Source organism: Thermoactinomyces sp. CICC 10521, from assembly GCF_016055135.1.
Lineage (GTDB): Bacteria > Bacillota > Bacilli > Thermoactinomycetales > Thermoactinomycetaceae > Thermoactinomyces_A > Thermoactinomyces_A daqus.
The window spans coordinates 129,893-145,826 of record NZ_JAECVZ010000002.1; the positions used below are offsets into that span (position 1 = coordinate 129,893).

At 46.7% G+C, this 15,934-nt stretch carries 22 protein-coding genes; 16 read left to right on the forward strand and 6 right to left on the reverse strand.

Annotated elements, in window-relative coordinates; translation table 11 throughout:
- Window positions 1-16: 16 nt before the first annotated feature.
- Together I8U17_RS02585 and I8U17_RS02590 are read left to right on the forward strand one after the other, a co-directional pair.
- Window positions 17-640 (forward strand): TlpA family protein disulfide reductase, encoded by a 624-nt coding sequence (locus I8U17_RS02585; RefSeq protein ID WP_198058994.1) that lies wholly within the window; start codon window positions 17-19, stop codon window positions 638-640.
- A 31-nt stretch (window positions 641-671) separates the two neighbouring features.
- Window positions 672-1,277, forward strand: coding sequence for an LOG family protein (locus I8U17_RS02590; RefSeq protein WP_033101063.1), 606 nt, complete (start codon window positions 672-674; stop codon window positions 1,275-1,277).
- 102 nt (window positions 1,278-1,379) lie between these two features.
- Here the strand turns inward: I8U17_RS02590 and I8U17_RS02595 are convergent, their stop codons facing one another.
- Window positions 1,380-1,751 carry a nuclear transport factor 2 family protein gene (locus tag I8U17_RS02595; protein WP_033101064.1) on the reverse strand — a complete coding sequence of 124 codons (372 nt, stop codon included), beginning with the start codon at window positions 1,749-1,751 and terminating at the stop codon, window positions 1,380-1,382.
- Window positions 1,752-1,814: 63 nt separating this feature from the next.
- A complete protein-coding gene (locus tag I8U17_RS02600) occupies window positions 1,815-2,396 on the reverse strand; it encodes a TetR/AcrR family transcriptional regulator (protein WP_198055435.1) in 582 nt (193 codons plus the stop codon).
- 852 nt (window positions 2,397-3,248) lie between these two features.
- Here I8U17_RS02600 and I8U17_RS02605 point away from each other — a divergent pair.
- The 7 genes from I8U17_RS02605 (at window position 3,249) to I8U17_RS02635 (ending at window position 5,275) form a co-directional block, all read left to right on the forward strand.
- Entirely contained in the window at window positions 3,249-3,455 is a 207-nt protein-coding gene (locus I8U17_RS02605) for a spore germination protein (RefSeq protein WP_033101066.1), read from the forward strand.
- Window positions 3,456-3,478: 23 nt separating this feature from the next.
- Window positions 3,479-3,694, forward strand: a complete 216-nt coding sequence (locus I8U17_RS02610) for a hypothetical protein (protein WP_033101067.1) — start codon at window positions 3,479-3,481, stop codon at window positions 3,692-3,694.
- 19 nt (window positions 3,695-3,713) lie between these two features.
- Entirely contained in the window at window positions 3,714-3,920 is a 207-nt protein-coding gene (locus I8U17_RS02615) for a hypothetical protein (RefSeq protein WP_198055434.1), read from the forward strand.
- A 20-nt stretch (window positions 3,921-3,940) separates the two neighbouring features.
- Complete coding sequence (locus I8U17_RS02620) at window positions 3,941-4,165, forward strand: spore germination protein (RefSeq protein ID WP_198055433.1); 225 nt, start codon at window positions 3,941-3,943, stop codon at window positions 4,163-4,165.
- Window positions 4,166-4,228: 63 nt separating this feature from the next.
- Window positions 4,229-4,447: a hypothetical protein gene (locus I8U17_RS02625; RefSeq protein WP_033101069.1), complete on the forward strand. Its 219-nt coding sequence runs from the start codon at window positions 4,229-4,231 to the stop codon at window positions 4,445-4,447.
- A gap of 157 nt (window positions 4,448-4,604) precedes the next feature.
- On the forward strand, window positions 4,605-4,823 hold the full coding sequence (locus I8U17_RS02630; protein WP_152568548.1) for a hypothetical protein: 219 nt from the start codon (window positions 4,605-4,607) through the stop codon (window positions 4,821-4,823).
- Window positions 4,824-5,026: 203 nt separating this feature from the next.
- The gene (locus I8U17_RS02635) at window positions 5,027-5,275 is read left to right on the forward strand and encodes a hypothetical protein (protein WP_198055432.1); all 249 of its coding nucleotides are present in this window, start codon (window positions 5,027-5,029) and stop codon (window positions 5,273-5,275) included.
- Window positions 5,276-5,559: 284 nt separating this feature from the next.
- Here I8U17_RS02635 and I8U17_RS02640 read toward each other — a convergent pair whose 3' ends face one another.
- Together I8U17_RS02640 and I8U17_RS02645 are read right to left on the reverse strand one after the other, a co-directional pair.
- Window positions 5,560-6,498 (reverse strand): magnesium transporter CorA family protein, encoded by a 939-nt coding sequence (locus I8U17_RS02640; protein ID WP_198055431.1) that lies wholly within the window; start codon window positions 6,496-6,498, stop codon window positions 5,560-5,562.
- Between the two features lie 330 nt (window positions 6,499-6,828).
- Window positions 6,829-8,151, reverse strand: coding sequence for a helix-turn-helix domain-containing protein (locus I8U17_RS02645; RefSeq protein ID WP_033101072.1), 1,323 nt, complete (start codon window positions 8,149-8,151; stop codon window positions 6,829-6,831).
- A gap of 279 nt (window positions 8,152-8,430) precedes the next feature.
- On the opposite strand from I8U17_RS02645, the gene I8U17_RS02650 reads away from it, so the two are divergent.
- From I8U17_RS02650 to spoVAE, 4 genes are all read left to right on the forward strand, one after another.
- Window positions 8,431-8,730 (forward strand): hypothetical protein, encoded by a 300-nt coding sequence (locus tag I8U17_RS02650; protein WP_033101073.1) that lies wholly within the window; start codon window positions 8,431-8,433, stop codon window positions 8,728-8,730.
- A gap of 398 nt (window positions 8,731-9,128) precedes the next feature.
- Window positions 9,129-9,608, forward strand: a complete 480-nt coding sequence (spoVAC, locus tag I8U17_RS02655; protein ID WP_033101074.1) for a stage V sporulation protein AC — start codon at window positions 9,129-9,131, stop codon at window positions 9,606-9,608.
- Window positions 9,609-10,631, forward strand: coding sequence for a stage V sporulation protein AD (gene spoVAD / locus I8U17_RS02660; protein WP_198055430.1), 1,023 nt, complete (start codon window positions 9,609-9,611; stop codon window positions 10,629-10,631).
- A complete protein-coding gene (gene spoVAE, locus I8U17_RS02665; RefSeq protein WP_033101076.1) occupies window positions 10,628-10,978 on the forward strand; it encodes a stage V sporulation protein AE in 351 nt (116 codons plus the stop codon). Before spoVAD ends, spoVAE begins: the two co-directional genes overlap by 4 nt.
- Before the next feature lie 46 nt (window positions 10,979-11,024).
- Here spoVAE and I8U17_RS02670 read toward each other — a convergent pair whose 3' ends face one another.
- Complete coding sequence (locus tag I8U17_RS02670; RefSeq protein ID WP_198055429.1) at window positions 11,025-11,231, reverse strand: DUF1657 domain-containing protein; 207 nt, start codon at window positions 11,229-11,231, stop codon at window positions 11,025-11,027.
- 288 nt (window positions 11,232-11,519) lie between these two features.
- Between I8U17_RS02670 and I8U17_RS02675 the strand changes: the two genes are divergently transcribed.
- Entirely contained in the window at window positions 11,520-13,397 is a 1,878-nt protein-coding gene (locus I8U17_RS02675) for a terpene cyclase/mutase family protein (protein WP_198055428.1), read from the forward strand.
- Between the two features lie 41 nt (window positions 13,398-13,438).
- Here I8U17_RS02675 and I8U17_RS02680 read toward each other — a convergent pair whose 3' ends face one another.
- A complete protein-coding gene (locus I8U17_RS02680; protein ID WP_198058995.1) occupies window positions 13,439-14,224 on the reverse strand; it encodes an SDR family NAD(P)-dependent oxidoreductase in 786 nt (261 codons plus the stop codon).
- A 151-nt stretch (window positions 14,225-14,375) separates the two neighbouring features.
- On the opposite strand from I8U17_RS02680, the gene I8U17_RS02685 reads away from it, so the two are divergent.
- Together I8U17_RS02685 and I8U17_RS02690 are read left to right on the forward strand one after the other, a co-directional pair.
- Window positions 14,376-14,669: a YciI family protein gene (locus I8U17_RS02685; RefSeq protein ID WP_033101080.1), complete on the forward strand. Its 294-nt coding sequence runs from the start codon at window positions 14,376-14,378 to the stop codon at window positions 14,667-14,669.
- Window positions 14,670-15,600: 931 nt separating this feature from the next.
- Entirely contained in the window at window positions 15,601-15,843 is a 243-nt protein-coding gene (locus I8U17_RS02690; protein WP_033101082.1) for a hypothetical protein, read from the forward strand.
- The last annotated feature ends 91 nt before the right edge of the window (window positions 15,844-15,934 follow it).

The following is a 15,934-nucleotide window of genomic DNA, read 5'->3' on the forward strand; positions in this document are numbered from 1 at the left end:
TGAAGAATTTGGTAGAATGAAAGAACGGAACGGATCAACTTGGCAAAAGGTGAGAGAGATGAAAAGCGTGCGCGTGTTTGCGTGGGTTCTGCTGGTAGCCTTATTGGGCGGAGCTTTTTGGCATTACATAGAAAAAAAAGAGACGGGGGAAGCGAAAAGCCGTCAGACCCCTGTTTATACTGTCAGCGACTACATTCAGGATCATGTCCCGAAAACAGGTACAAAAGCGCCTGATTTTACCCTTCCCAAATGGGGAGGTGGCGAAGCGGGACTCGGCCAGAGCAAGGGGAAACCGGTGGTGATCAACTTCTGGGCGACCTACTGTGATTATTGCCAGGAGGAGATGGCCGCTTTTCAACGAGTGTATGCGCAGATGGGAGATCAAGTAAACTTTTATATGATCGACGCCGCATATACCGAGCATGAAGCTGCCATCGGCCGGTTTGTGAAGAGAAATCACATCACACTTCCGGTTTTGCTGGACCAAAGCGGAGATGTCGGCAATTCCTATTTTGCCAAGGCTTTTCCGCAAACCTTTATTCTGGATCGGGAACACAGGATCTTTTATCATCATTCGGGCCCGATGACGGAAGAACTGCTGCGGGAGCAGTTGCAAAAAGTGTTGAAAAAAGGGAAATGAACAGATGGGAATAAAAACAGGAGGGACAAAGGTGAAAAATATCTGTGTCTTCGCCGGTTCCAATCCCGGCAGGAATCCCGAGTACAGGGATGCAGCAAAATCACTCGGGCTCGTGATGGCCAAATCGGGTTTGAGCTTGGTTTATGGAGGTTCCAGTAAGGGATTGATGGGCATTGTCGCAGATGCCGTTTTGGAAAATGGCGGTATCGCAATCGGAGTGATGCCCGCTTTTTTATCGCGGAAAGAATTGAAGCATCACCATCTGACCCATTTTTACGAGACTGAAGGCATGCATGAGCGCAAAGCGAAAATGGGGGAACTCTCCGATGCTTTTGTCGCTCTTCCCGGCGGGTACGGCACTTTTGAGGAGATTTTTGAGGTGTTGAGCTGGGCACAATTGGGAATTCATCAAAAACCGATCGGACTGTTAAATGCGGCCGGATATTTTAATCCGCTTTTACAGTTGGTGGAGAAAGGGATTGATGACGGTTTTATCAGGCCGGAATATCTCGATTTGTTTGTCTGTGAGAGCGATGCAGAAGCGTTGGTAAAAAAACTGTTTTCTTACCGCCCGCCGAAGCCGGTGCTTAAATGGGAAGAGCTAGCTCCCCAAAAAGGTGCATCAAAGCGATCATGACCTGCCGGCACACCCTGGCATAAAAGCCCGGGCAAGCTGGCCCCCCCTGACCGGCCATCGGAGATGGAGGGGAGCAAAAGAATCGACTTGTCATGACGGGGTTTACGGTTCATCACTCATAGGGCTTGTCGGTGTTCCTTGATGGAAGATCATTTGCCATCTTCCCTCTTTCAGTTTCCAGACAGAGCTGCGCAGTGTATCCATTTTTCGCGTTTCATCTTTCACGCGGTAAGTCGTTAAAGCTACATCCGGAGCCAAAAGATGCACTTCAAAATGGGACAAACTCATTTTCCTTACACTCAGCCCTTCGCTTCCAATCTCCTCTTTGGACCAGACTGTGCCTGAGCTTCCAAACTCAAAAAATTCATCAGCGAGCAATTTGGAAAGTTCCTCCCGGGATCTGCGGACCTCGGGCAGTAATAATTTTTCCTCAAGCTGACGCAAATGTTCTTTTAAAGAAGTTCCGCTTTCCATGGACATTCTCCCTGAGAAGTTTTGATTTTTTTCTGAACAGTATAGCGGTTTTTGCTGCCGGCGTCAAAGGTCTCCGCTGGCGGCCAATCCGCTCCACGCTGTTTTCCAAATATTATGTATTCTGTCGCAGAGTTGGTTGTGATCGTCATTCAAAAACATATGAAGGAAAATTCCATCCAGCAGACAGAGATAGGTTTGCATCCGGATATCCGGGTCATGTCCTCCGCAGGGATCTTCTGCAAAAATGGTGTGAACGGTTTTGGAAAGAAGGTTGTTCATTTCCGAATATTTGGCGCTCAGTCGCTCTTTCAGGTGCTCGGGTGGAAACAGGAGAGTCCGGCGAATAAATGTGATCTTCTGTTCATTGTGCATCTGAAAGTGGACAAAGCTTTTAAGAAGGGAAAACAATTTTTCTTTCATGTTGTGACCATGCAAATGCCCGCCAGCCCGGAGCAGTTCATGTTGAAGTTCCTCCATCGCTTCATCGAAGACGGTCAGCAACAAATCATCTTTGCCTGAGAAAAAAGCATAAACGGACGGGGGCTTGATTCCGACCTCTTTGGCGATTGCCGCGAGGGATGTCCCTTCGTATCCGCTTTTGGCAAAATGCTTCAAGGCTGCGGCTTTTAATTTCTCTCTTGTCATGGTTCCTCCCGCAGAACGAACGAGAATTGGAAAATAAAAATTTTCATTTATCCGGCTGTTGGGAAAATTGAGCGGCAAGGGATGGTGGTTTTTTCGTCCACCCGGCCCCGCCGGACTTGTCAATAATCAGTTTTTATTTATGATACAATATTTATTTTTATAAATAAAGAAGGCAGAAAAACCTCTTCTGAAAAAAAGCATTCAGAAGTGGTTTGGGGCTGTCGGCCAACTTCATTTGGCAGGGGATGGGTGCTTTTTCAGCGGGCCGCCTTTGCGCCGAAGGAACCGGGGACAGAGAGAAGCCCCCTGCCCCAATGGATTCCTACCACCACCAGGTTCTCCAAATGAACGGGCCGAAAAAGGGAAACCCGAAGAAGGGAAAGAAAAACGGGAATAAACTGGTGTGGGCAGCCGGTTGGAAGTAGCCATCATCATAAGCGGGAGTGTGCGGGGGCAAGGCAGGGAAAGAAGAATATGAATAATAATACATAACAAGCACCTCATTTCGTTTTTAATACCGTATTCAATAGGTGAATGAAGGTGAATTGATTTTTCGTGAAAAGAATCGATTCTCATTGGTGACACATGATTTTCGTCGTGAATATACTGGGCATAAGCCGATCATCAGAGAGAACAACGGAGACCGACCCCTGGGTGAACAGCAGGCGGCCATGCAGTGTGACTGGCAGTCAGAAAGGGGTCATTATTTTTTATGGGAGCAAGTGTAATCCCGCAATTTCAGGGCTTCGGAAAAAGAGCAACCCCTGTAATTTTTACGGGATTGAGTCACTCATGCCCGGATTACTCATACATTAAAGTAGGCTTGTGGCAAATGATTAAGGAGGAAGTATTTTGAACATCAAGGTTGGCGTATTAAAAATAAACTCGGTCTCCATGACATCGTCAGTGACGATCGGTACGCACATATCCGTTTTGCCACTCAGCTTTCAAAAAGCAAATACAGGGGTTTCGACGGCGGGAGATGGTGCAGTGATTAAAGCGGCAAACCCGGTCATTGATCCGGATACGAATGACCACCCTGTACTGATCCACCGATAAATGAATGATTGGGAGGTAAAGTAATGGCGATTTACGTTGGAAGTGCGGAGATCATCTCTGTTACGTCAACAGCCAATATCAATGTGGCTCCTTGCACGGTGTCTCTCTTTTCCGAGAGTTCCGCGAAAAGTAACGGAGCCAGTTCGACAGTTGGTGATGCGCTGCGGATTACCCACATCGGAGCGATCATAGACCCGGATGTGCTGGATTCAGTGATGGGAGAAGTAAAGCCTTACTAAAAAATGGGGAGGGTCAGGGATGCCCTTTTTGATCAAATTGAACAATATTTCCAGTTCGGGACAGCTTAATATGTCTCCGGTCAATCTCTTGCTGAACCAGGAAAGTTTTCAGAAGAACAATATCTCCAGTAACAACCTGGGTGATCTGGTATTGTCCCTGATGTACGGGCCGATTTATGATCAGGATTTTATGGATACTCCCATTTCCCAGATCAAGATCGTCTAGTTTGCGAAAGGAAGATCACGATGATCCAGCCGATTATTGTTGGACCGTTTAAAGTAAATAACGTGTCGGCAACCGCCAAGGTGAATTTGTCTTATGGCTTGAATTTTCTGGCCTATCATCACAGCTTCAATAAGAGCAATTCGGTCAATAGCCACACGGGGGATGCACCGATTCAAGTGGTTAATGCACCAATCTGTGATCAGGATCTGATTGACACGCCGATAGCGGAAGTCAAGCTTATTTAGGCCTGCGGGTCAGAGCGGGAAATGCTTCGTTTCAACTGAAAATAAAACAAAGGATGATGGATGATGCTGTTTTTACCGAGAATGAAATTTAACAACACCTCTTCGAGCGGAGAGCTGAATCTGAATAACCTGCTGAATCTGCTGATCCAGAATGACAGCTTGCAAACAAACAACACAGCTAGTTTCAACAATGGCGATTTTGCCGTGAATCTGTTTTGGACGCCCACGTTCGACACTGATGTATTTGATACGCCGATCACCCAATCAAAAGTTACTCTTTAAAACCATGCAGGAGTTTCAGGAGAAATGTATGTAGGCGGCTTTGCCGAAGATGATGTTGGTAACCGTCCATTGTGTCAACCGGATCGGAATCTGTCCCGCCCCCGGCCTGCACGTATATTTAATGGGGAGCAAAAGGAAATCAAAGGGTGGATGCACAATGTTGTTTTTACCGTTGATGAAATTTAACAGCACCTCTTCGAGCGGAGAACTGAATCTGAATAACCTGCTGAATCTGTTGGTCCAGAATGACAGCTTGCAAACAAACAACACAGCTAGTTTCAACAATGGCGACTTTGCCGTCAATCTGTTTTGCACGCCTACATTCGACACTGATGTATTTGATACGCCGATGACGCAACGCAAACTTACTTTTTAAGATTCATCAAGGAGTATTGTCTGAAATGTCATTTGTTAACGGCATCATCGAGAATGAATTTTTTCTACTTGCTTGCACTCCATTGAGGGAAAAAGAGACAACGTTGGAATCCGGGTGGCCATATAACCGGAGTTTACCCCCGGAGTGGAAGCATGTAGTTACATATCGCTTGATCATAAAAAGATGACGATAGGAGGATGGCGATGCCGAATCAAAATATATTTTTCCAATTTGACATCGGCAGAATTTGGACTGCTTCGCGAAATGTTCGCGAAAACCGATTGGATGTCTTGGCAATGATGAAACAGGAACTTGTCGCCGATTCCGTCCATGAAAGGAACAGTTACTTTGACGTGGATGATCTCGACTACTTTTGCTTTCGCAACAGAGGGAAGATAAAAAAGCCCAGAGCCTGGGCGATCAATACAGATCCCAATATGGATAGGGAGTGAAAGGAGGCGGATTACCCGGCGGAATGGGACGAGGCGGCCGGATCGGACGCGAAGGACGCCGGGGGAAAATGGGATTGGGACGGGGAGGACGACCCCGATGTGGATTGGAATGGGGAACACGGAAATGTGGGAGTTCCTTCAGGCGGCAGTAAGGTACATACGGATAAATCTGATATTGATAGGAGTAATGAGCCGGGTCAAAAGGAATCATGCTTTGACCTCCTTGAATTTCTCCTCCTAGTTTATGTTCACGAAAAAGGCGGTATGATCCCGTTTTTTGTCAGTTAGAAGTATTTCTTTTTCCAGAAGATCATCGCCGTAATACATGACAACAATAAAGATAACAGCAAAATGATCAAAAAAGCATGGCGATAATGTTCAAAGGGCAAAGGGACATTCATTCCGAATAAACTGGCCACCATCGTCGGGAAGGTGAGCACGATGGTAAACGAGGTGAGAACCTTCATCACATGGTTCACGTTGTTGGAGATGACCGAGGCAAACGCATCCATCATTCCGCTTAAAATATGGCTGTAGATCTCCGTCATCTCCATCGCCTGTTTGTTTTCGATGATGACATCTTCCAACAGATGCTGATCTTCTTCATACATCTTCAGGTACTGGTTTTTTAACAGTTTTTCGGTGACGAGATTGTTTGTTTTGAGCGAGGTGGTAAAGTAGACCAGGCTCTTTTCCAGGCTTAACATGGAGAACAGCTCTTGATTCTGCATCGATTCCTGCAATTTGTTCTCAAGTTTGCTCGTTTTGCGGTTTATCTGTTTCAAATAGGTTAAATAATAGGTTGAAATCCGGTAAAGAAGTTGCAGGATGAACCGTGTCTTCATATAAGTATAGAAATTTTTGATCTTGTTGGTGATAAATTGCTGGACAATGGGTGTTTCTTTCAGACAGACAGTGATGAACAGGTCCGGGGTTACAATCATTCCGAGGGGGATCGTAATATATTGTTCATCCCTGCTTCCTTCATTTTCAAGGATGGGAATATCCACTATGATCAGGAGATTGTCTCCTTCCTTGTCGATGCGTGACCGCTCCTCCTCGTCCAGGGGATCACGGATAAAATCGGCGGGAATTCCCAGCGACTGCACCACTTTTTGAATTTCTTCCTCATCGGGAGCGGTGAGGTGAACCCATGCACCTTTGGCAAATTCGTTTATTTCCTGTAATACGCCATCTTCTCCGGAAATATAAATGTTTAACATTGTTTTTCACCTCTTTTTGGGCAAATGAGAAACCTTGCCTGTATATAATATAGGCAGGAATGGAGAAGAAATTACGAAGGTTTTCTGGTTGTCGAACAAAATCGAAACATGTCCCAAAAAATCGCCTGAGGAGATTGACATTTCTGTCATTTAGTTATAAACTTTCTACAAAAGTTGTGGATAAGATTGAAAAGTAAGGGCAAATTCCAACCGGTTTTGGCGGTTTTTGTCGAAAAAATAAAAAATGCAGCGCAAAACGCTGCATCCCGTTCACGGTTTCATTGGAATCAACGAGTCAGCAGGCTGGCGGTTCGCCGTCAAAGAGGTGTTTCAACTTTTTTCGCCTCCTTTCTCAAACATCATTTGCACGTAATACTGGAAGAAGCGGTTTTTGTACTTTTCATAAGTAGCCGGGTCTTCTCTCTCGCAACATTTTGCCAATTTGACCAGGATATCGGGCAGATGGATTTTCAAACCATGCTTTTCCGCAAAGGAAAGCGCTTGTTGGAAACAGGAGCGGGCATCCAGATCCTTGCCCTGTTTCATATAGCAATCGCCCAAAGCGACCAGTGCGTTGCAATACTTAAGGGCGTCATTGGTTTTTTGCCCGATTTGCACCGCTTTCAGCAATGCGCTTTGCGCAGAGGAGATTTTTTTTGACTTTAAGTACAGCATGCCGAGTTGTGTATAGGTAGAGACCAGCATGTTCTTTTTTCTGATTTTTTTCTCCAATTTCAGCGCGGTGCGAAAACAAATCTCGGCTTTAAAGAAATCACCGCGGTTTTTATAGCTCTCACCCAACGCCGTCCACAGCTCAAACGAACGATCCACATTCTGGTCGATTCGCGCGAGTTGAATGCCGCGGGTGGCCGCTTGCGCAGCTTTTTCGTACAGTTCCTGCTTGGCCAGCAGCACGGAGTGAACTTCGTACATCGACAAGCGGATTTCCATGCTGTCGATTTCGCCGATATGATCCCATAAAAATTCCAATGTGCGAAAAGCATCCTCGTTGCGGCTCATCTTTTCCAGATAAATCGTTTTGCTGATCATCAAATGGTAGATAATATAGTCGCGTTCACCATTTTTATTATACGATTCCAGTCCTTTTTCAATATAATTGAGCGCCTGTTCCAGATTGTTCTGATAATAACAGCACCGTCCCAATTCGTTGTACGTTGAGGCTTTCAGATTGCTGTCTTCCAGTTCGGGAAACTGGTTCAAGAGACTGAGCGTTTTCATGTATTGGGCTTGCGCTTTTTTCCACTGCGTTTTGCGGTCATAACATTTTCCTTTCAGAAAATAGACAAAGGTTTGCAGCGGTGAATCTTTTGCGATTTCGATATTTCTCAGCTGCTCCAAACCTTCCTCGGGGCCGACGAGATCGATATCATGTTCAATCGCAAATAAGAGAAACCGCAGGCGCTCTTCTTTGTCGCATTCATCTTCATAAGTTTCCAGGAGTTGCTGCAAATCGATGTCCAGCTTTTCGCAAATGCGCATGTAGATGTCATCGTTGACGACTTCCCCTTTTTCCGCTTTGCGGATGGAGTGCAATTTGACCACATCATCGACCAGATCGCTCTGCCTTAACCCCAGTTCTTTTCTTCTCTTGCGAATCACTTTGCCCGCATTCTCATGATCCAGCGGTAACAAAAGGTTCACCTCCCAATTTAAAAAATTTTTTTGGTTGATTGAGAGGGAAATCATACCGTTTTTGTACATATGTGCAAAAAATGGATGAACATATTCGTTGTTTTGTTCAGATATTTATCTATTTTGGCACATATGTTCAAAATACCTTCTTTTCAGCGTGATTTTTTATTAATTTGCAAATGAGTATTTAGATTTATAAACTGTAATCAAGAGGTTTTAGCCAACAATTTCTTGCCTATTTCATAAAAGCTCACGCGACTTTTGGGAGGGGACAAGCAAATGTTAAAGGTACTGGTGGAAGGACAAATGGAACAGGTGCAACCGTTTTTGTCAGATTTGAAGCAACGTTCGCAAATCGAATTGCTCAAAAACGAAATCAAAGAGAACCAAATGGAGGTTAACGAAGGCATCCGGGTTGTCTGCTATGTTGATCATAAACCGGAGCGAAGGGTAAAAACGATCAAACTGCACCTGGCGGACGGAACACAGATTCAGCTTCCTTTGATGGATTTAATCGAGGTCGAGATGGAAAAAGGGGTTCGCATTTTGGCCGGCCGTTCTTATGATATATTTGCTTGAGATAAAGAAGAAAAATATTCTTTAATACAACGTTTTTAATTAAAATTAAAATAACTGGGAAGTTGGAGGCAAACGGAGAGCAACATTCTACCACAAAAACCAACAGGATTGCATGCCCTTGCCAAATATGAGCGTTTCAAGAGAAGGCCTTGTTCGGGTCTTCTTTTAATTTTCCCTGAAAGTCCATGTTGATCAGGTCGTGGTTCCACGCAATTCGCGCAATCTTGCTTCGTTTTATCATCGGAATGGGCCGACAGGAAAGAATCTTTACCAGGACTGTGTTTTGGACTTTTTTTGCGTATTTTACGTCCTGGTTTGCCAATGCAGGTATAAAACGTTTTGGTTTTTACCAAAAATTACTTAATAGATAAAGGGAACGTTAAGATGAGGTGAGCGCAGTGTTAAAAGAAACGAGAAAAAAGCTAACCCCTGTTCAACAGGAATATCATCAGTTTGTGAAAGGACGCGAACCCAAACGCCCTATTTTAAAGAATTGCCTGTGTGCTTTTTTTATTGGCGGGGCAATTTGTTTGCTCGGACAATTGATTTCCACTTTTTACATTCATTTTTTCGGGTTTAACGAAAAAACAGCCGGAGATCCGACTGTAGCAACCTTGATTTTTATTTCAGTCCTTTTGACAGGATTCGGGGTTTATGACCATATTGCACAAGTGGCCGGGGCGGGAACCATCATTCCGGTGACCGGATTTGCCAACGCGATCTCTTCAGCGGCGATCGAACATCGTTCCGAAGGATACGTTCTGGGGGTCGGGGGCAATATGTTTAAACTGGCAGGGTCGGTAATTGTATTTGGGGTATTTTCCGCATTTGTGATCAGCACAATCAAAGTGATCATAAAAAGTTTGGGAGGATTCTGAGTGATTCAGGGAAGAACATGGGTGTTTGAGAACCGGCCCTATATTGCAGCAAGCAGCGCTGTCGGGGGCCCGTTTGAGGCGAACGGACCGCTGGCAGAGGACTTTGATTTTTTGCACGGCGATCTGTGGCTGGGGCAGGACAGTTTTGAAAAAGCGGAAAAGATGTTGTTGGAACAGGCGTGTAAGAAAGCTGTGGACAAGGCGGGGATGAAAGCGGACGACATCCAGTTTTTTTTGTCCGGGGATTTGATGAACCAAGTGATCTCCAGCAGCTTTGCGGCAAGGACTTTGGCTGTGCCTTATCTCGGTTTGTTTGGGGCCTGTTCCACTTCGATGGAGAGTTTGGCGCTCGGCGCGTTGATTGTCAGCAGCGGGTTTGGCGACAAAGTTCTGGTGGGCACAGCCAGTCACAATGCTGCGGTTGAAAAGCAATTCCGTTACCCGACGGAATACGGAGGGCAAAAACCTCAGACCGCACAATGGACGGTGACAGGAGCAGGTGCGGCTGTCCTCACTTCCAAAAAGACCAAAGATGAAATCTACGTGGCAGCGGCAACAGTTGGCCGTGTCGTTGATATGGGGATCAGTGACCCGTTCAATATGGGGGCGGCGATGGCTCCGGCGGCTGTCGATACGATCGAGGGCCATTTTCGTGATCTGGGGCTTTCCGAAGACGAATACGATTTGATTTTAACCGGCGACCTTGGGAAGATCGGTCATCGCATTGCCGGGGATTTGTTGGTGAAGCATGGCCTTAAACTGCCGGAAGAGAAGTTTGGGGATTGCGGTTTGATGATTTACGATGAGCAACAGCCCGTTCAGGCGGGGGGGAGCGGTTGTGCCTGTTCCGCTTGCGTCACTTACGGACATGTCCTCAACCGCATGAAGAACGGAGAACTGCGCAAAGTGTTGATCGTGGCAACCGGAGCTCTGTTGTCTCCGATCAGTTATCAGCAAAAAGAAACGATACCTTGTATCGCTCACGCTGTGGCGATTGAAAAGGGAGGAGACCCGAAAAAATGATCTTTTTCTGGGCATTTGTGGTCGGGGGGATTATTTGCGTGATCGGTCAATTGATGATGGATGGATTAAAACTGACCCCCGCCCATACGACGAGTACGCTGGTGGTAGTCGGAGCGATTCTGGACGGCTTGGGTCTATATGAGCCGCTGATCAAGTTTGCCGGCGCCGGGGCGACAGTGCCGATCACGAGCTTTGGAAACGCATTGGTTCACGGTGCGATGATGGAAGCGAATAAGTATGGTTTGGTCGGTGTCATCACGGGAATTTTTGAAGTGACAAGTGCCGGAATTTCAGCGGCAATCATTTTTGGCTTTTTGGCGGCGCTCCTGTTTAAGCCGCGTGGATGAAGCAGGAAATCGGAACCGAAAAAGCGTGTTCGGTTCCGATTTTTTATTATTGTTGGTTGTATTGCGGCTCTTCGCTCATAATTTCCTGTTCGCGCGCTTTCAGTTGTTGAACCACTGTGTCAACGTTTTGCGCCAATTGGTTGTATGTTTGCTTTGCTTGTTGGTTGTTGGTGTCAAGGGCAAAAGAACGCAGGTTGGCTGCTACCGATTCCGCGCTGGCGATCGTTTGCTTGATTTTTGTACCTACCGTCATCTGGATTCCCCTCCTTTCAACTTGCCCAATGATATTTTGTGCTCTCTTTGCCGGTTTATTCAGTTGGGATCATGTGATTTGATTCCATGAATATCTTTGTAAAGAAATCACGTCAGGTATGTTGATCAACCAATGTATGGTTTCATGGCGGGATTTTTGAAACAGAGCGGTTTATCGCTGCTGAGTCAGCGAAAGAAGAGCCCGGGACTCAAAAATCTCCTCGTTTCTCCTTCCGATCTGATGCAAATCAACATGCCTGAAATTCGTTTTTAAAAGGAGTTTTGGCGGATGCACGGAGAGCATATCGATCGCGCAAAAAAATGGATCGGGCGCTTGTCAGATGAATTGCTCCGCAAGCAGAGTCCGGACGGAAGCTGGCGTTTCTGTTTTGAAAGCGGGGTGATGTGCGATTCATTTTATTTGTTGTTAAACCGGGTGCTTAAAAGAAGGGGAGATCCGCTCGAACCGTTATTGATTGAACGTATTCTCTCCCGGCAAACGGGGGATGGAACCTGGAAACTGTACGAAGATGAGCCGGAGGGAAACCTTTCGACCACGGTGGATGCCTGTTTGGCCCTTCTGTATGCGAAAGTGAAACAGCCGGATGATCCGGCGATGCGCAAAGCACGGGAGTATATAATGGAAAATGGGGGAGCGGGGAACGCCGGTTCCCTGACCAAAGTTGTTCTGGCCCTGTTGTCGCACTTCAGTTGGAACAATTTTATCAAGTTGCCTGTTGAATTTTTCTTGCTTCCACCCTCGGGACCGATTTCCTTTTTTGATTTTGTCGGATATACCCGGGTGCATTTGGCACCGATTCTCATCGCCGCAGACCGCGAATATGCGACAAGACTCGACGGGTTTGACGAAGTGGAAGAATGGCTTCCGGTTCAACGCCGTTCAGGGAGAAAAGCGGAATATGTTTGGACTGCGGAGCAGCTGTTCCCCGAAAGTTCGATTAGTTCGGAACTGCGCCGGCGGTTGCATGAAAGAGCCTTGCGCTGGGGTGAGTCCTTTATGCTCAGCCGGGTTGAAAAAGACGGAACTCTGTACAGTTATATGACCACGACGTTTTTAATGATTTTTGCCCTTCTGTCGCTGGGTTACTCCCGGCGTCATCCGGTGATTCAAAAAGCGATGAACGGTTTGGCGCAGTTTGCCTTCCCGCTCGGGGATGGGACCCATTTGCAGGAAACGACTTCGACGGTCTGGGATACATCACTGATCCTGCATGTCCTTCAGGAAGCAGGGGTGGGAATCAGCCATCCCGCCATTAAGCGAGGCCTTCATTATCTCAAATCCAGACAGCAGACATCCCCGGGAGACTGGTCAATCAAAAACCCGTACGCGGCCCCGGGGGGATGGGGGTTCTCCGATCTCAACACAATCAATCCCGATGTCGATGATACTTCCTCCAGTTTAAGTGCGCTCGCGCCTTCCGTTCGGTCCGGCCGTTACCGCACAGAATGGGATCGCGGGGTCAGGTGGCTCATTTCTATGCAGAACAATGACGGAGGATGGCCGGCGTTTGAAAAAAATACGAATAAAAGGTGGCTCCGGCTCATGCCTTATCCTGACGGGAAGACAGTCTGGGGAGACCCGTCCAGTGCGGATCTGACCGGACGCACTCTGCGATTTTTCGGACAGGAGCTCGGATGGACGATTGACCGGCCCGAAGCAAGGCGTGCCTGGAGTTGGTTTTATCACAATCAAAAGAGAGACGGCTCCTGGTTTGGGCGCTGGGGTGTCACCTTTATTTACGGAACGTGGGCGGCCATCACCGGGCTCACCTCCGTTGGCGTGCCACCCGAGCACCGGATGATTCAAAAAGGGAAAAACTGGCTTTTGAGCAAGCAAAAAGAGGATGGAGGATGGGGAGAATCGTGTGCGAGCGATGTGAAAGGCAGATTCGTTTCCCTTCCCTATTCGACTGCGGTGCAAACGGCCTGGGCACTGGATGCGCTGATCGCTTGCCATGACCGGCCGACTCCTGAGATCGAAAAAGGGATGGAAAGGATGTTCGCCCTTTTGGAACGGCGCGGAAGGGAGTGGACATACCCTGTCGGGGCCGGGCTTGCCGGGCAATTTTATGTTTATTATCACAGCTATCCCTATGTGTGGCCGTTAAAAACTTTGGCCCACTATGTGAAAAAATACGGTAAATAACAGCGACAACGCTGGTTCAAAGCGATGTCGCTGAAAAGAGATTAACGGAGCGGTGTTCGATCCTGCTGGATGCGCATGACGGATGATGCGATCCAGTTTCGCGGCAAAAAGCGCGTTCCGAACAACAGAGACCGGAACACCGCTCCCGGAACCACGACTGGCTTTCCGCTTAGCAAACCTTCATATCCCGCCTTGGCGACGGTAAAAGCGTCAAGGGCGTTTTTCTCCGTCAGCCGGGATTGGTGCATCTTTGCCCGCATGGCAAAACGGGTTTTAACCGGCCCGGGGCACAAGGCGGTTACCTTGACTCCGCTCTCTTTCAGCTCATGGGCCAGCGCTTCAGTAAAAGAGAGCGTATAGGCTTTACTGGCGTAGTAAACAGCCATCAATGGCCCGGGCACAAAGGAGGCCATCGAACCGACATTTAAAATGCCGCTGCTTTTGCTGGCGAGCAGATCAGGCAGAAAATAATGGGTTAATGCCGTCAGCGCCTTGATATTCAGATTGATCATCTGCATCAGGTCTTCAAGCGGTTGCTCGGCGAACGGACCATACAATCCAAATCCGGCATTGTTGACGAGATAATCGATTTGCAGACCGAGGCTTACGCACGTATTGCGGATTTGGCGCGGAGCATCCGGCTGACTTAAATCTTGGGTGATGATGTGGATCGTTCGCTGATAACGCTCTTCGATCTCGGTGGCGACCCTGTTGAGCTGATCGACATTGCGCGCGACCAACACCAGATCATGCCCGTCTTTGGCGAAGAGATAAGCGAGTTCTTTTCCGATCCCCTCTGAGGCTCCGGTGATCAGTGCGATTCCCAAATTCCTTCCTTCCTTTCCACGATTCCTGGTGACAATGTTAATGATTTTGATTTAAATTTCTATATAAGAATACAAATACCCCTTCAAATCTGGCAATATAGTACTTGAGTCACTTTTTTAAATTTCGACAGGCGAACGGAGAGGATGAAATATGTTTCTCGCCATTCTTCACTATTTGCTGACGGCGGAAGAGGTGGCAAAGCATCGGCAGGCACATCGGGATTATCTTGATACATGCTATCGGAAGAAGCAATTGATCGCATCGGGTCCGATGGTTCCGCCAACAGGCGGGCTGATCCTGTTCAGGGTGAAGAAACGGGAAGAAGTGGAACAAATTATTGAACAAGATCCCTTCTTTAAAAACGGGGTGGCTGAATACCAGGTGATGGAATTTGACGCGGTGAAGAGCGACCCGGAGTTTCGGGCGATGTTTCTCGACGAATAACCTTTTGTTTCCGCACAAAAAGCGCTCGGGTGGTTGCCCGGCGCTTTTTCTCAAAATAGATGAGCAAACTCTTATCTTTTAAAAAAATAATGTCAATATCAGATGGATATCAGAGTAAATCCTCTTTTTTCAATAAAACGGCTGTCAATAATCAAACCGTTTCAGGGTTAAAGATGTCGGTGTTTTTTGTTTTTTTAAAATAAAAAGTATTGCCAAAGCGAAAGGGCATTTGTATAATTATTTTAAAAATTATTAAACATAGAAATGGCGGTATGAAACTGGCAGACCAGATCGGGCAAGGAACAAGGGGAGTTGTCTCCGCTGAATCTTATCCGTTTTATAAAAATAAGGATCATGCTTTTGTTTACAGCTCGTTTTCGCCCCGGATTGCCAATCATCGGCCATTGCCATTTTGCGCATACACAGCTCAGTGCAGCCATCGAAGGAGGATGAGACAGCAGACTTGAAGGGAGGTGAAAGGAATGTTGCGTTTCTTAAGCGGTGGAGAGCCGCCGGCTTGTTAAGTTTTCCTCTCGATTTAAGCTATCTTTCATTAAACATACTGAAAAACAGCAACTGATGATGACAATGAGGATGTTGACAAACCGAATAGGAAGGGATGGGTGTTTATTTGCAGCAACCTTTGTGACGGAGGAACCGGAAGCAAAGAAAAACACCCTTACCCGGCGGATTCATGTTTTGGGATCTTGTCAAAAAGCTGGCGGCTGATGATGCCGCTGTTTTTTTGTGCGTTTTTGAGTATTGACTCTATTGTTCCAGACAGGAAGAAATATGAAGAAAGAACCGGGTTGAATTATATCAATGATTCTCTTTTGCTTATATCGTGATTTATTTCATTTGCCGTTACCGTTTTTCCAAATCATTCATAGAATAGGTTGCTTGAATTTTTTGGAGTTAAGGAGGGTTTCTGATGGTTCGTTACCGGTATATTCCCAATGATCAGTTAACCCAGGCCATTGGCAAACCGATCATGTTGCGGCTGAAGAACGGAAAGAAACTCTATGGGACGATTGACGAGGTCCGCAAAAATGGAATCATGTTTCTGCCGGCCCGCGTCGGTTCCAGGGGTTCTTCCGGTCAGGCAGAAGTGAGACTCTTTGTACCATTTTTTATCCCGTTCGGGTTTTTTGTTCCGTTTTTGATTATTTTCTGAGGAGATATCTTGAGGACAGGGCACATCAAAAGTGATGTTGCCCCTTTTTTTGGTTCGTACATAGTGATCCGGGCGAAGATATGGTATTTTA